Origin of the sequence: Escherichia sp. WS33, assembly GCF_046486385.1 — a bacterium.
In the GTDB taxonomy this organism is placed as follows: Bacteria; Pseudomonadota; Gammaproteobacteria; order Enterobacterales; family Enterobacteriaceae; genus ECMA0423.
On sequence record NZ_JBJQLJ010000004.1, the window covers coordinates 195,254 to 209,967 of the forward strand.

The 14,714-nt window shown below is 49.8% G+C and carries 10 protein-coding genes, 2 pseudogenes and 1 CRISPR repeat array; of the genes and pseudogenes, 7 read left to right on the forward strand and 5 right to left on the reverse strand.

Annotation, left to right across the window (positions count from 1 at the left end):
- Positions 1–60 precede the first annotated feature (60 nt).
- Complete coding sequence (gene pyrG, locus ACJHXA_RS05590; RefSeq protein ID WP_000210878.1) at positions 61–1,698, forward strand: glutamine hydrolyzing CTP synthase; 1,638 nt, start codon at positions 61–63, stop codon at positions 1,696–1,698.
- 87 nt (positions 1,699–1,785) lie between these two features.
- Complete coding sequence (eno, locus tag ACJHXA_RS05595; RefSeq protein WP_000036723.1) at positions 1,786–3,084, forward strand: phosphopyruvate hydratase; 1,299 nt, start codon at positions 1,786–1,788, stop codon at positions 3,082–3,084.
- 55 nt (positions 3,085–3,139) lie between these two features.
- Here eno and ACJHXA_RS05600 read toward each other — a convergent pair whose 3' ends face one another.
- The 3 genes and pseudogenes from ACJHXA_RS05600 to ACJHXA_RS05610 all read right to left on the reverse strand — a co-directional run bounded on the left by ACJHXA_RS05600 (position 3,140) and on the right by ACJHXA_RS05610 (position 5,059).
- A complete protein-coding gene (locus tag ACJHXA_RS05600; RefSeq protein ID WP_000034929.1) occupies positions 3,140–3,502 on the reverse strand; it encodes a hypothetical protein in 363 nt (120 codons plus the stop codon).
- Positions 3,503–3,771: 269 nt separating this feature from the next.
- A pseudogene (locus ACJHXA_RS05605) lies at positions 3,772–4,443 on the reverse strand (TPM domain-containing protein); the annotation flags it as partial.
- A gap of 13 nt (positions 4,444–4,456) precedes the next feature.
- Positions 4,457–5,059, reverse strand: coding sequence for a LemA family protein (locus ACJHXA_RS05610; RefSeq protein WP_001379137.1), 603 nt, complete (start codon positions 5,057–5,059; stop codon positions 4,457–4,459).
- A gap of 172 nt (positions 5,060–5,231) precedes the next feature.
- Here ACJHXA_RS05610 and queE point away from each other — a divergent pair, with 172 nt between their 5' ends.
- Positions 5,232–5,903, forward strand: coding sequence for a 7-carboxy-7-deazaguanine synthase QueE (queE, locus tag ACJHXA_RS05615; RefSeq protein WP_001199982.1), 672 nt, complete (start codon positions 5,232–5,234; stop codon positions 5,901–5,903).
- Between the two features lie 339 nt (positions 5,904–6,242).
- A CRISPR array of direct repeats spans positions 6,243–7,918; the repeat unit is 29 nt; unit sequence GTGTTCCCCGCGCCAGCGGGGATAAACCG.
- 638 nt (positions 7,919–8,556) lie between these two features.
- Here the strand turns inward: queE and ACJHXA_RS05620 are convergent.
- Both ACJHXA_RS05620 and queD read right to left on the reverse strand, forming a co-directional pair.
- Positions 8,557–9,012: pseudogene (locus ACJHXA_RS05620) on the reverse strand (FGGY-family carbohydrate kinase); the annotation flags it as partial.
- Between the two features lie 138 nt (positions 9,013–9,150).
- Positions 9,151–9,513, reverse strand: a complete 363-nt coding sequence (queD, locus tag ACJHXA_RS05625) for a 6-carboxytetrahydropterin synthase QueD (RefSeq protein WP_000108294.1) — start codon at positions 9,511–9,513, stop codon at positions 9,151–9,153.
- 318 nt (positions 9,514–9,831) lie between these two features.
- On the opposite strand from queD, the gene cysJ reads away from it, so the two are divergent.
- The 4 genes from cysJ (at position 9,832) to ACJHXA_RS05645 (ending at position 14,568) form a co-directional block, all read left to right on the forward strand.
- Positions 9,832–11,631: an NADPH-dependent assimilatory sulfite reductase flavoprotein subunit gene (gene cysJ, locus ACJHXA_RS05630; protein ID WP_000211936.1), complete on the forward strand. Its 1,800-nt coding sequence runs from the start codon at positions 9,832–9,834 to the stop codon at positions 11,629–11,631.
- Complete coding sequence (gene cysI, locus ACJHXA_RS05635) at positions 11,631–13,343, forward strand: assimilatory sulfite reductase (NADPH) hemoprotein subunit (protein WP_001290706.1); 1,713 nt, start codon at positions 11,631–11,633, stop codon at positions 13,341–13,343. Before cysJ ends, cysI begins: the two co-directional genes overlap by 1 nt.
- A 73-nt stretch (positions 13,344–13,416) precedes the next feature.
- The gene (gene cysH, locus ACJHXA_RS05640; RefSeq protein WP_000039843.1) at positions 13,417–14,151 is read left to right on the forward strand and encodes a phosphoadenosine phosphosulfate reductase; all 735 of its coding nucleotides are present in this window, start codon (positions 13,417–13,419) and stop codon (positions 14,149–14,151) included.
- Positions 14,152–14,415: 264 nt separating this feature from the next.
- On the forward strand, positions 14,416–14,568 hold the full coding sequence (locus tag ACJHXA_RS05645; RefSeq protein WP_000956458.1) for a Hok/Gef family protein: 153 nt from the start codon (positions 14,416–14,418) through the stop codon (positions 14,566–14,568).
- The last annotated feature ends 146 nt before the right edge of the window (positions 14,569–14,714 follow it).

Genomic DNA, 14,714 nt, shown 5'->3' on the forward strand with positions numbered 1-14,714 from the left:
ATACTGCTTTCCCGTCCTGGTTATTCCATCGTCTTTTCAACCTAACTTCTCAGGTTCAGCATGACAACGAACTATATTTTTGTGACCGGCGGGGTCGTATCCTCTCTGGGTAAAGGCATTGCCGCAGCCTCCCTCGCAGCCATTCTTGAAGCCCGTGGCCTCAATGTGACCATCATGAAACTGGATCCGTACATCAACGTCGATCCAGGTACTATGAGCCCAATCCAACACGGGGAAGTGTTCGTTACTGAAGACGGCGCTGAAACCGACCTGGACCTGGGGCACTACGAGCGTTTCATTCGTACCAAAATGAGCCGCCGCAACAACTTCACCACGGGTCGTATCTACTCTGACGTTCTGCGTAAAGAACGCCGCGGTGACTACCTCGGCGCAACCGTGCAGGTTATTCCGCACATCACTAACGCAATCAAAGAGCGCGTGCTGGAAGGTGGCGAAGGTCATGACGTAGTACTGGTAGAAATCGGCGGTACAGTAGGTGATATCGAATCCTTGCCGTTCCTCGAAGCGATTCGCCAGATGGCTGTTGAAATTGGCCGTGAGCACACTCTGTTTATGCACCTGACGCTGGTGCCGTACATGGCAGCGTCTGGTGAAGTCAAAACCAAACCGACTCAGCACTCTGTAAAAGAGCTGCTCTCCATCGGTATCCAGCCTGACATCCTGATTTGTCGTTCAGATCGCGCTGTTCCGGCGAACGAACGTGCGAAGATTGCATTGTTCTGTAATGTTCCGGAAAAAGCGGTTATTTCTCTGAAAGACGTCGATTCCATCTATAAAATTCCGGGCCTGTTGAAATCTCAGGGGCTGGACGATTATATTTGTAAACGATTCAGCTTAAACTGCCCGGAAGCGAATCTGTCCGAATGGGAACAGGTTATCTTCGAAGAAGCGAACCCGGTAAGTGAAGTCACCATCGGTATGGTCGGCAAGTACATTGAACTGCCGGATGCTTATAAATCAGTGATCGAAGCACTGAAACACGGTGGGCTGAAGAATCGTGTCAGCGTCAACATCAAACTAATCGATTCACAAGATGTTGAAACGCGCGGCGTTGAAATCCTTAAAGGTCTGGACGCAATCCTAGTACCTGGCGGTTTTGGCTATCGTGGCGTAGAAGGCATGATTACGACCGCGCGTTTTGCGCGTGAGAACAATATTCCTTATCTGGGCATTTGCCTGGGTATGCAGGTGGCGTTAATTGATTACGCTCGCCATGTTGCCAACATGGAGAACGCCAACTCTACGGAATTTGTGCCAGACTGTAAGTACCCGGTTGTGGCGCTGATTACCGAGTGGCGCGATGAAAACGGCAACGTTGAAGTTCGTAGCGAGAAGAGCGATCTCGGCGGTACCATGCGTCTCGGCGCACAGCAGTGCCAGTTGGTTGACGATAGCCTGGTTCGCCAGCTGTACAATGCGCCGACAATTGTTGAGCGTCATCGTCACCGTTACGAAGTCAACAACATGCTGTTGAAACAGATTGAAGATGCAGGTCTGCGCGTTGCGGGCCGTTCCGGGGATGATCAGTTGGTCGAGATCATCGAAGTTCCGAATCACCCGTGGTTCGTGGCTTGCCAGTTCCATCCGGAGTTTACTTCTACTCCACGTGATGGTCACCCGCTGTTTGCTGGCTTTGTAAAAGCCGCCAGCGAGTTCCAGAAGCGTCAGGCGAAGTAAGTAAAAAAGTTAGAACGGCAACGCGTACCCTGGGTACGCGTTGTTTGTCTGGAGTTTCAGTTTAACTAGTGACTTGAGGAAAACCTAATGTCCAAAATCGTAAAAATCATCGGTCGTGAAATCATCGACTCCCGTGGTAACCCGACTGTTGAAGCCGAAGTACATCTGGAGGGTGGTTTCGTCGGTATGGCAGCTGCTCCGTCAGGTGCTTCTACTGGTTCCCGTGAAGCTCTGGAACTGCGCGATGGCGACAAATCCCGTTTCCTGGGTAAAGGCGTAACCAAAGCTGTTGCTGCGGTAAACGGCCCGATCGCTCAGGCGCTGATTGGCAAAGATGCTAAAGATCAGGCTGGCATTGACAAGATCATGATCGACCTGGACGGCACCGAAAACAAATCCAAATTCGGCGCGAACGCAATCCTGGCTGTATCTCTGGCTAACGCCAAAGCTGCTGCAGCTGCTAAAGGTATGCCGCTGTACGAGCACATCGCTGAACTGAACGGTACTCCGGGCAAATACTCTATGCCGGTTCCGATGATGAACATCATCAACGGTGGTGAGCACGCTGACAACAACGTTGATATCCAGGAATTCATGATTCAGCCGGTTGGCGCGAAAACTGTGAAAGAAGCCATCCGCATGGGTTCTGAAGTTTTCCATCACCTGGCAAAAGTTCTGAAAGCGAAAGGCATGAACACTGCTGTTGGTGACGAAGGTGGCTATGCGCCGAACCTGGGTTCCAACGCTGAAGCTCTGGCTGTTATCGCTGAAGCTGTTAAAGCTGCTGGTTATGAACTGGGCAAAGACATCACTCTGGCGATGGACTGCGCAGCTTCTGAATTCTACAAAGATGGTAAATACGTTCTGGCTGGCGAAGGCAACAAAGCGTTCACCTCTGAAGAATTCACTCACTTCCTGGAAGAACTGACCAAACAGTACCCGATCGTTTCTATCGAAGACGGTCTGGACGAATCTGACTGGGACGGTTTCGCATACCAGACCAAAGTTCTGGGCGACAAAATCCAGCTGGTTGGTGACGACCTGTTCGTAACCAACACCAAGATCCTGAAAGAAGGTATCGAAAAAGGTATCGCTAACTCCATCCTGATCAAATTCAACCAGATCGGTTCTCTGACCGAAACTCTGGCTGCAATCAAGATGGCGAAAGATGCTGGCTACACTGCAGTTATCTCTCACCGTTCTGGCGAAACTGAAGACGCTACCATCGCTGACCTGGCTGTTGGTACTGCTGCAGGCCAGATCAAAACTGGTTCTATGAGCCGTTCTGACCGTGTTGCTAAATACAACCAGCTGATTCGTATCGAAGAAGCTCTGGGCGAAAAAGCACCGTACAACGGTCGTAAAGAGATCAAAGGCCAGGCATAAGACTGACTTAACGTCTTAATAAAAAACCCGCTTCTTGAAGCGGGTTTTTTTATCTTCACATTTTGAGTTTAGTAAGCAGAGCGATAACATTAATAAATGTTATTCCCACCAGGATAAGTATCCGAACAATTTTTCTGCTATTCCTTACATTGCTGACAAAATCATTATGAGAAATATTGGATGAATATTTTCGTTGATGGACTTTATAATCCCAAAGAAAATCATTTGCCTCAGGTATTGGGTTAATCAGACTGTAGATGCAAAAGTACACAAACGTATCTAAAGCAAGCAGTGATGTTATCAGTTGAAATAATTCATCGCCCTGGAAGGCTTTATTAAGCCAAATCATTCCAGCAGCACCGAATAAGCCAAATACAAATTTACTTAATCGTGGATGATTCGCTAAAATCTTACTCATATTTCCTTACCTTCCCTGTAATCTGTTTTTAAGTCTTACCATCTTCCTGACGCGCCGCCACCGCCGGATGAACCGCCACCACCGCTGAAATTGTCATTGTTGAAAGAGGATGAAGAGGAAGATGACGATGATGAAGAATGTCGGGAGGCCGAGTTGCTTCTTTCGTAACGTGACGGTCGGTTGGCGCTACGCATTGAATCACGCACCTTTCTGCCGAAAGGCGTGAAAGCGATAGCTACGACCAGGAATGGAGTGGCGAAACATAATAATGTGGCAAGAACTCCCCAGCTCCCGCTATATCCAGCGATGGGAAGTACAAAGGCCAGTATTATGGCAGCAAAGCAAATCACTCCCAGCGTTTTGACATATCCTCTGGCAGAAATAAACGTCAGTACTATCGCCCAGACTAACAGAGCCCACCAACCGCTAAAGGGTAAAGGATGATCGGGCGATGTATTATTGACTAAATCATTTTCTGATAATCGGGTTTCAATATCACCAATACCTTGTTGCAAGCCGACAGCAAGATCGCCCTTTTTAAACGCAGGAATAATACTGTTGCGTATAATTTGCCCGGACTGCGCATCCGTCAGAATACCCTCAAGTCCGTAGCCAATTTCAATATGTACTGTATGATCTTGCCAGGCAACTACCAGTAAAATACCGTCATCAAGATTCTTATGACCGGGCTGCCAACGCTCGAATACTCGTGTTGCATATTGCTCGATGGTTTCATCGCCTGTTGTTTCTACTACTAACACGATCAGTTGTGCGTGGCTTTTTTGCGTCAGGGTTTTAATCTGACTGGTCAGCGTACTTACTTCCTCCCTGGTTAATGTCCCTGTTAAATCATTTATATACTTAGCGAATTCAGGTACTGGAACTTGCACTGCAAACGCAGATGAACAGATCAGAACAAGAAGTAAGATTAAATTTTTCATATAATTAACTCGCCTAATGAGCACTAGCATTCTGGCTAAAATCTATTGTTGGTGCTTTACTCACAGCGGCGACATCATCCGGCAAATAATTTTTCTTCGGTGTGTAATCCATGACCTTTGCGGTTAATACAGCGGGGAATTTGCGGATAGTAACATTATATTGTTCAATGGCTTTAATATATCTTCCTCGCGCAACGGCAATTCGATTTTCACTTCCTTCGAGCTGTACCATTAAGTTTTGATAGAGCTCTTGAGCCTTTAACTCAGGGTAACGCTCACTAATTATCGTTAACTGACCGAGAGTGCGAGTCACCTGCGCTTGAGCCTGTTGCCAGGCTTGTAATTTTTGTTCATTTCCCGGAGTTTGCTGAAGATCGCTGCTGGCGCGATTAGCCTGGCTACGAGCCAATGTTACGGCTTCCAAAACGTCTTTTTCATGGTTGGAATAACCTTTAATACTGGCGACAAGATTAGGAATAAGATCGGCGCGACGTTGATATTGATTTAATACCTCAGACCAGGAGGCGTTAACCTGCTCATCATAGGTTTGAATATCGTTATATCCACAGCCTGATAAATTGAAAATAAATATAATTACGATGAATGTCCTGAGCATGTTTAAATCCTTTTTCATTAATTCCTTAAAACATAATACGTCGCATCATTTTATTCTTTATGATCTAATGCACTTTTTGCCTTAAACCTGCCTGTAACAGAATGTTAATAAGACATGATTGTTGCGGCAGGATCTGCAATAATTAACAATTATCCACTTCACAGAGAATGCTATGCAGTACCCGATTAACGAGATGTTCCAGACCCTGCAAGGTGAGGGTTACTTTACCGGCGTTCCCGCCATTTTTATTCGTTTACAGGGATGCCCGGTTGGCTGTGCCTGGTGCGACACCAAACACACCTGGGAAAAGCTTGAGGATCGGGAAGTCTCCCTTTTCAGCATTCTGGCGAAGACCAAAGAGAGTGATAAGTGGGGGTCGGCGAGCAGTGAAGATTTGCTGGCTGTCATTGGTCGCCAGGGATACACCGCGCGGCATGTGGTGATTACGGGTGGTGAGCCTTGCATTCATGATTTGCTACCACTGACTGATCTGCTCGAAAAGAACGGTTTTAGCTGCCAGATCGAAACCAGTGGTACTCATGAGGTACGCTGCACACCGAATACCTGGGTTACCGTATCGCCAAAGCTGAACATGCGCGGCGGCTATGACGTGTTGTCACAGGCACTGGAGCGAGCCAACGAAATCAAGCATCCAGTGGGGCGCGTACGCGATATTGAAGCACTGGATGAACTATTGGCAACGCTGACCGATGATAAACCGCGAGTCATTGCACTGCAGCCGATTAGCCAAAAGGATGATGCCACACGTTTGTGCATTGAAACCTGCATTGCGCGTAATTGGCGTTTGTCGATGCAAACACATAAATATCTAAATATTGCCTGATTAAACATTTATAAGCGTTATAAATGGGTGGAACCTGTAAAGACTTCTACTCATTTATATTGTTTGTCGCCTCTGAAAACTCCTCCATTTTACCCATCCAGGGCTAATCATTAGCATTCTCTACAAATTCTGTGGCATTAATTTTTCGCTGGAGTGAAGATTATTGCGGTAAAGTTTGGTAGATTTTAGTTTGTATAGAGTTATTTTAAATATTTACCTTTTTAATCAATGGATTAAGTACTCTTTAACATAATGGATGTGTTGTTTGTGTGATACTATAAAGTTGGTAGATTGTGACTGGCTTAAAAAATCATTAATTAATAATAGGTTATGTTTAGAGTGTTCCCCGCGCCAGCGGGGATAAACCGGCATTGACGCTTTAAACGACGACGGACGCCACGTGTTCCCCGCGCCAGCGGGGATAAACCGAAAACAGCCTTTAGATTAGTACCTGACGACCGGTGTTCCCCGCGCCAGCGGGGATAAACCGTAAACGCACCTGGCGCGCCACTTTATCAACAAGTGTTCCCCGCGCCAGCGGGGATAAACCGCGGCTTGTTTAATTGCGTGGAACGTCTCAATTGTGTTCCCCGCGCCAGCGGGGATAAACCGACGGCGTGGATTGAGGGACGGGTATTTGGTCCGTGTTCCCCGCGCCAGCGGGGATAAACCTAGATCGCGCCACGAGGAAACGAATATGAACGGGTGTTCCCCGCGCCAGCGGGGATAAACCGTGCCGCCAGGCCAGCGACACATCAGACAACTGGTGTTCCCCGCGCCAGCGGGGATAAACCGGTCTGTGATGGCCTGCTCGTGAGTCCGCGGCGGTGTTCCCCGCGCCAGCGGGGATAAACCGTTTTGATTTCATTAACGGCGCTCCCCATATTTGTGTTCCCCGCGCCAGCGGGGATAAACCGTGCGCCGTAGCGTGTCCACCTATTGTAGTAAAGTGTTCCCCGCGCCAGCGGGGATAAACCGATACAAACGCGGTGTTTATCAATATGAATTTTGTGTTCCCCGCGCCAGCGGGGATAAACCGGCACCACGCGTACCCCGATGTTTGTTTTGCCAGTGTTCCCCGCGCCAGCGGGGATAAACCGATCCGGCTATATCTTTGAGCATTACAGAAATAGTGTTCCCCGCGCCAGCGGGGATAAACCGCTATTGCTTTCGTACAGATTTTCAGTGGTGCTGTGTTCCCCGCGCCAGCGGGGATAAACCGAAAATTCTGTGTTTCGACCATTACTTCGGTAAGTGTTCCCCGCGCCAGCGGGGATAAACCGATTCTTGATCACGCTTTTACCGAAGTAATGGTGTGTTCCCCGCGCCAGCGGGGATAAACCGGGGGTAGAATTATTCTTCGTGAGCGATTTATCGTGTTCCCCGCGCCAGCGGGGATAAACCGCGGCGTTCCGTGCGGCAATTGGAATCACACCAGTGTTCCCCGCGCCAGCGGGGATAAACCGCGTTCTGAATCCGATATTCTTCAGCACCTTCAGTGTTCCCCGCGCCAGCGGGGATAAACCGAGCGTCAATCAGCGCGTCTATCGCGTCACTTTGTGTTCCCCGCGCCAGCGGGGATAAACCGATTTGGGGGTATGAGAGCGCCGAGCCGTTCGGGTGTTCCCCGCGCCAGCGGGGATAAACCGGCTCCCTGTCAGTTGTAATCGATAACGTTGATGTGTTCCCCGCGCCAGCGGGGATAAACCGATGTAGGGGCAATCGAACGATTCTCTGCCGACGTGTTCCCCGCGCCAGCGGGGATAAACCGCCGAGCCCGATTATCGGCATGAGCGATGCGGAGTGTTCCCCGCGCCAGCGGGGATAAACCGTCGAAGAAGAAAGGGAAATAATGCGAGGAACGGTGTTCCCCGCGCCAGCGGGGATAAACCGTATTACGCGCCAGCAATGCTGACAGCGGCAAAGTGTTCCCCGCGCCAGCGGGGATAAACCGCGCGAGAGCCAGCAAAACGCCAGGGCACAAAAGAGTTCCCCGCGCCAGCGGGGATAAACCACCATATAACCCGTTATCTCTTTCTCAAGTTTTTATATTAGCAGTACTTGTAATAAGCAACATATCCACGTAACCCCTCATGTTCAAAATAGTTCTCCATGCCAGAGAAGTTCACAATTATCGATACAAAAAATTAAATTTAATCAAAGTGTTATTTGTATGATTCTTAAATCGTTAAGAAATTTTAATCTATTATTTTTTTAATGTTGAATTAATATCTATTAATTTTTTCTTTAGGTTAATAGTTTGTTTTTTAAGCTTGTTATTCATTGATTAAGTAATAAATCTGAAAATTTGTCTTTGTTTTGAGGCTAATGAGTGGTTTTACATTACCGTTTCTATACGCTGTTGATGAATAGTTCTTATGAATAAAGATATCCAGTTCATACTTTAAGTGAAAATTGATAAAGTGCGATTCGTATTGTCTTTTATTCTAAAGACATCGAGTGTAGTTAATATTCCTTGTAAAAACAGGGATAAACCGAACTAGTTAAAGTTTTTATTATGTTCCCTGCATCAGCGGGGATAAACCGGACTTGTTATCATTTTTTAAGTTGTCGAACTTATGTTCCCCGCGTCAGCGGGGATAACCATTCAGGTATGTTCAGGCCGGGCAGTTTCCCGCCCGGCCTTCCTCACTTACGCATTCGACCAGCTCTGGATCGAATCCACATTCCCCAATTCCCCATGCATCACTTCATACGATTTTTTCAGTATTACATCATTATGTTTGGTTAGGTCTTTGAAAATGCCTTTATTCATCGCGTCGTAGCGTTTGGCATTGCTCTCAATCGGTATAAAGATATCTTTCACGCGAACCATTTTGTCGACAGCCGTTGCGTAATCCGGGTATAGTCCCAGACCTACCGCCTTATTAATCGCTGCCCCCAGACTTGCACAACCGTTAATGGCGTTACGTCGTGCCGGAAGGTTGAACATGTCGGCAAAAATCTGCATAAACAGATCGCTGTTCGAACCGCCGCCAGTAATGATCACATGCTTTGCAAAGTGATTCATTTCATTACGCATATTGTCGTAATTGTTCTTCAGCATCAGAGCCACGCTTTCCAGTATCGAACGATATATCCATGCGTAACGCGCAAGCGGTGCCTGCAATACCGGCACCAATAATAATAATGTCGCAGTCGTCTTCCATGTCATGCCCCAGATATCCAGAACACAACACCCTAACATAGCGTTACTTAAGGGAAATTGACCGCCGACACACTCTTATCATTCGCCGCGATAGATACAACCTGCGGTACAGGTTTCTTTTACCATCACCGCACTTAACAGCGGCACAACGGGTTTAACCTGATCCCAAATCCATTTTGCTAAAACCTCGCTGGTTGGGTTTTCCAGACCTGGAATATCATTGAGATAATGGTGATCGAGGCGCTCGTAGGTTGGTTTAAACGCCGCTTTTAGTTCAGCGAAATCGATAATCCAGCCCGTATGCGGATCGACTTCCCCGGTAATTTCCAGTCGCACCATAAAGGAATGCCCGTGCAGGCGACCACATTTATGCCCTTCCGGGACGTGTGGTAAGCGGTGAGCGGCTTCGAAGGTGAAATCTTTAAATAACGTGGTGGACATCATAATTTCTCTACAGGACGATAAAACCGCCGTAGAGTACCGGAAAGGCTGTTTTTTCGCATTATCTAAAACGACTTTGTTGCGCAAAATCGCTGATTTATCTTAATGATTGGCTAAATTCATTTGTTTTTCATTGGGTTGGTTAATCTATTTTGTTGTTAAAGACTATTGCTAAAACAGGTTAGTCGATTTGGTTATTAGTTATCGCTATCCCGTCTTTAATCCACACCATTTGCCCCGTTAACCTTACCTTCTCTTCTGTTTTATGGGCGCTGACAGGGCGCAGAAACAGCTTTGCTTACTGGAACATAACGACGCATGACGACACAGGTCCCACCTTCCGCGTTGCTTCCGTTGAACCCGGAGCAACTGGCACGCCTTCAGGCGGCCACGACCGATTTAACTCCCACCCAGCTTGCCTGGGTTTCTGGCTATTTCTGGGGCGTGCTCAATCAGCAGCCTGCTGCGCTTGCAGCGACGCCAGCGCCAGCCGCAGAAATGCCGGGTATAACTATTATCTCTGCTTCGCAAACCGGCAATGCGCGCCGGGTTGCTGAAGCATTACGCGATGATTTATTGACGGCAAAACTGAACGTTAAGCTGGTGAACGCGGGCGACTATAAATTCAAACAAATCGCCAGCGAAAAACTGCTTATCGTGGTGACGTCAACGCAAGGGGAAGGGGAACCGCCGGAAGAAGCCGTCGCGCTGCATAAGTTCCTGTTCTCCAAAAAAGCGCCAAAGCTGGAAAACACCGCGTTTGCCGTGTTTAGCCTCGGCGATAGCTCTTATGAATTTTTCTGCCAGTCCGGGAAAGATTTCGACAGCAAGCTGGCGGAACTGGGCGGTGAACGCCTGCTCGACCGTGTCGATGCCGATGTTGAATACCAGGCTGCTGCCAGCGAGTGGCGCGCCCGCGTGGTTGATGCGCTTAAATCGCGTGCGCCTGTCGCGGCACCTTCGCAATCCGTCGCTACTGGCGCGGTAAATGAAATCCACACCAGCCCGTACAGCAAAGACGCGCCACTGGTGGCTAGCCTCTCTGTTAACCAGAAAATTACCGGGCGTAACTCTGAAAAAGACGTTCGCCATATCGAAATTGACTTAGGTGACTCGGGCCTGCGTTACCAGCCGGGTGACGCGCTGGGCGTCTGGTATCAGAACGATCCGGCACTGGTGAAAGAACTTGTCGAACTGCTGTGGCTGACAGGCGATGAACCTGTCACCGTCGAGGGCAAAACGTTGCCTCTGAACGAAGCGCTACAGTGGCACTTCGAACTGACCGTCAACACCGCCAACATTGTTGAGAATTACGCCACGCTTACCCGCAGTGAAACACTGCTGCCGCTGGTGGGCGATAAAGCGAAGTTACAGCATTACGCCGCGACGACGCCGATTGTTGACATGGTGCGTTTCTCCCCGGCACAGCTTGATGCCGAAGCGCTAATTAATCTGCTGCGCCCGCTGACGCCGCGTCTGTATTCCATCGCCTCCTCGCAGGCGGAAGTCGAGAACGAAGTACACGTCACCGTTGGTGTGGTGCGTTACGACGTGGAAGGCCGCGCCCGTGCCGGTGGTGCCTCCAGCTTCCTCGCGGACCGCGTGGAAGAAGAGGGCGAACTCCGCGTATTTATCGAACATAACGATAACTTCCGCCTGCCCGCTAACCCGGAAACCCCGGTGATTATGATTGGCCCAGGCACCGGCATCGCGCCGTTCCGCGCCTTTATGCAGCAACGTGCTGCCGACGAAGCACCGGGTAAAAACTGGCTGTTCTTTGGCAACCCGCACTTTACGGAAGATTTCCTCTACCAGGTGGAGTGGCAGCGCTACGTCAAAGAGGGTGTGCTGACGCGGATCGATCTCGCCTGGTCGCGCGACCAAAAAGAAAAAGTTTACGTACAAGACAAACTGCGCGAACAGGGCGCGGAGCTGTGGCGCTGGATCAATGACGGTGCCCATATTTATGTCTGCGGTGACGCTAATCGCATGGCGAAAGACGTTGAGCAGGCACTTCTGGAAGTGATTGCCGAATTTGGTGGCATGGACACCGAAGCGGCGGATGAATTTTTAAGTGAGCTGCGCGTAGAGCGCCGTTATCAGCGAGATGTCTACTAATGAGCGAAAAACATCCAGGGCCTTTAGTGGTCGAAGGTAAACTGACAGACGCCGAGCGCATGAAGCTTGAAAGCAACTACCTGCGCGGCACCATTGCGGAAGATTTAAACGACGGTCTGACCGGCGGCTTTAAGGGCGATAACTTCCTGCTGATCCGCTTCCACGGCATGTATCAGCAGGATGACCGCGACATCCGCGCCGAACGTGCTGAACAGAAGCTGGAGCCGCGCCATGCGATGCTGTTGCGCTGTCGTCTGCCGGGTGGCGTGATCACCACCAAACAGTGGCAAGCGATCGATAAATTTGCCGGTGAAAACACCATCTATGGCAGCATTCGCCTGACCAACCGCCAGACGTTTCAGTTCCACGGCATTCTGAAAAAGAACGTCAAACCGGTGCACCAGATGCTGCACTCGGTCGGTCTTGATGCGCTGGCGACAGCTAACGACATGAACCGTAACGTACTCTGCACCTCGAACCCTTACGAGTCGCAGCTGCACGCGGAAGCGTACGAGTGGGCGAAGAAGATTTCTGAGCATCTGTTGCCTCGTACCCGCGCGTATGCGGAGATCTGGCTCGACCAGGAAAAAGTCGCCACTACTGATGAAGAACCGATCCTTGGTCAGACCTACCTGCCGCGTAAGTTCAAAACCACGGTAGTGATCCCGCCGCAGAACGATATCGATCTGCATGCCAACGACATGAACTTCGTGGCAATCGCCGAAAACGGCAAGCTGGTAGGCTTCAACCTGCTGGTGGGCGGTGGGCTTTCTATCGAACACGGCAACAAGAAAACCTACGCCCGCACGGCGAGCGAGTTTGGCTATCTGCCGCTGGAGCATACGCTGGCGGTGGCCGAAGCCGTCGTGACAACTCAGCGTGACTGGGGTAACCGAACCGATCGTAAAAATGCCAAAACCAAATACACGCTGGAGCGCGTGGGGGTTGAGACGTTTAAAGCGGAAGTGGAGCGTCGCGCGGGGATCAAATTTGAACCGATCCGTCCATATGAGTTCACCGGACGAGGCGATCGTATTGGCTGGGTTAAGGGCATTGATGATAACTGGCACCTGACGCTGTTTATCGAAAATGGTCGCATCCTTGATTATCCGGGGCGTCCGCTGAAAACCGGCCTGCTGGAGATCGCGAAGATCCACAAAGGCGATTTCCGCATTACGGCGAACCAGAATCTGATCATCGCCGGTGTACCGGAAAGCGAGAAAGCGAAGATCGAGAAGATCGCCAAAGAGAGCGGGTTAATGAATGCCGTCACGCCGCAGCGTGAAAACTCGATGGCCTGCGTGTCATTCCCGACTTGCCCGCTGGCGATGGCGGAAGCAGAGCGTTTCCTGCCGTCTTTTATCGACAACATCGATAATTTAATGGCGAAACATGGTGTCAGCGATGAGCATATCGTGATGCGTGTAACAGGCTGCCCGAACGGTTGTGGTCGCGCGATGCTGGCGGAAGTGGGCCTGGTGGGTAAAGCACCGGGTCGCTACAATCTGCATCTTGGCGGCAACCGCATTGGGACACGTATCCCACGGATGTATAAAGAAAACATCACCGAGCCGGAAATCCTGGCGTCGCTTGATGAACTGATAGGGCGCTGGGCGAAAGAGCGCGAAGCGGGTGAAGGCTTCGGCGACTTTACGGTGCGTGCGGGCATCATTCGCCCGGTGCTCGATCCGGCGCGCGATTTGTGGGATTAACCATCAGCCCGGTCTTGTAGGCCTGATAAGACGCGTGAGCGTCGCATCAGGCAAGGCAAACAGTGAGGAATCTATGTCCAAACTCGATCTAAACGCCCTGAACGAACTGCCGAAGGTAGATCGCATTCTGGCGCTGGCAGAAACTAACGCCGAACTGGAAAAACTGGACGCTGAAGGCCGCGTTGCCTGGGCGCTGGATAATCTGCCCGGTGAATATGTACTTTCTTCCAGCTTTGGCATTCAGGCGGCGGTGAGCCTGCATCTGGTGAATCAGATTCACCCGGATATTCCGGTGATCCTCACCGACACCGGCTATCTGTTCCCGGAAACCTACCGCTTTATTGACGAGTTAACGGACAAACTCAAGCTCAACCTGAAAGTGTACCGCGCTACCGAAAGCGCCGCCTGGCAGGAAGCACGCTACGGCAAACTGTGGGAACAGGGCGTTGAAGGCATTGAAAAGTACAATGACATCAACAAAGTCGAACCGATGAACCGGGCGCTGAAAGAACTGAATGCGCAAACGTGGTTTGCTGGCCTGCGCCGCGAACAATCCGGCAGCCGCGCCAATTTACCGGTGCTGGCAATTCAGCGTGGCGTATTTAAAGTGCTGCCGATTATCGACTGGGATAACCGAACTATTTATCAGTACCTGCAAAAACATGGCCTGAAATATCACCCATTATGGGATGAAGGATATTTATCGGTCGGTGATACCCATACAACCCGTAAATGGGAACCTGGCATGTCGGAAGAAGAAACACGTTTCTTTGGCTTAAAAAGGGAATGTGGATTGCACGAAGGGTAAATATTGCCGGATAAATTAAACGCCTCTGTCAGAAATGATGGGGGCGTTTTTATTTTGCGAGCAGTATTCCTGATTTTAAACGTGAACGCCGCTGGAAGAATTATCAGGTATAGAATGGCGTCGGGTGCTTGAGGCTGTCTGGCGTTAAGCATTCGCGAGGTTCCAGATGGACAAAAGCCCCAGGCGATATTTCTATCAACCTGAGGCTTACGTTCGAACCCAAACAATTCGAATGTTAGTCTCTTCTTTGCAGGGAGGCAAGACATGCTGACAAAATATGCCCTTGTGGCAATCATCGTACTGTGTTGTACAGTACTGGGATTCACGCTGATGGTAGGTGACTCGTTGTGTGAGTTGAGTATCAGAGAACGTGGTATGGAGTTTAAGGCAGTTCTCGCTTACGAATCGAAGAAGTAGCCACCACGCGGGGGTAAAACCCATAAGCGCTAACTTAAGGGTTGAACCATCTGAAGAATGCGACGCCTCGGTGCCTCGTTAAGACGATGCCTCGCGTTCTTCAATTGCGTTTTGTAGGCTGTCAGGGATACTGTCCCACGAATGGC

Bases quoted from the DNA above. Each gene is read 5' to 3' on its own strand.
- eno (WP_000036723.1), top strand. From the start codon at position 1,786: ATGTCCAAAATCGTAAAAATCATCGGTCGTGAAATCATCGACTCCCGT.
- cysI (WP_001290706.1), top strand. From the start codon at position 11,631: ATGAGCGAAAAACATCCAGGGCCTTTAGTGGTCGAAGGTAAACTGACA.
- queE (WP_001199982.1), top strand. From the start codon at position 5,232: ATGCAGTACCCGATTAACGAGATGTTCCAGACCCTGCAAGGTGAGGGT.
- ACJHXA_RS05610 (WP_001379137.1), bottom strand. From the start codon at position 5,059: ATGCTCAGGACATTCATCGTAATTATATTTATTTTCAATTTATCAGGC.
- ACJHXA_RS05645 (WP_000956458.1), top strand. From the start codon at position 14,416: ATGCTGACAAAATATGCCCTTGTGGCAATCATCGTACTGTGTTGTACA.
- queD (WP_000108294.1), bottom strand. From the start codon at position 9,513: ATGTCCACCACGTTATTTAAAGATTTCACCTTCGAAGCCGCTCACCGC.
- cysH (WP_000039843.1), top strand. From the start codon at position 13,417: ATGTCCAAACTCGATCTAAACGCCCTGAACGAACTGCCGAAGGTAGAT.
- pyrG (WP_000210878.1), top strand. From the start codon at position 61: ATGACAACGAACTATATTTTTGTGACCGGCGGGGTCGTATCCTCTCTG.
- ACJHXA_RS05600 (WP_000034929.1), bottom strand. From the start codon at position 3,502: ATGAGTAAGATTTTAGCGAATCATCCACGATTAAGTAAATTTGTATTT.
- cysJ (WP_000211936.1), top strand. From the start codon at position 9,832: ATGACGACACAGGTCCCACCTTCCGCGTTGCTTCCGTTGAACCCGGAG.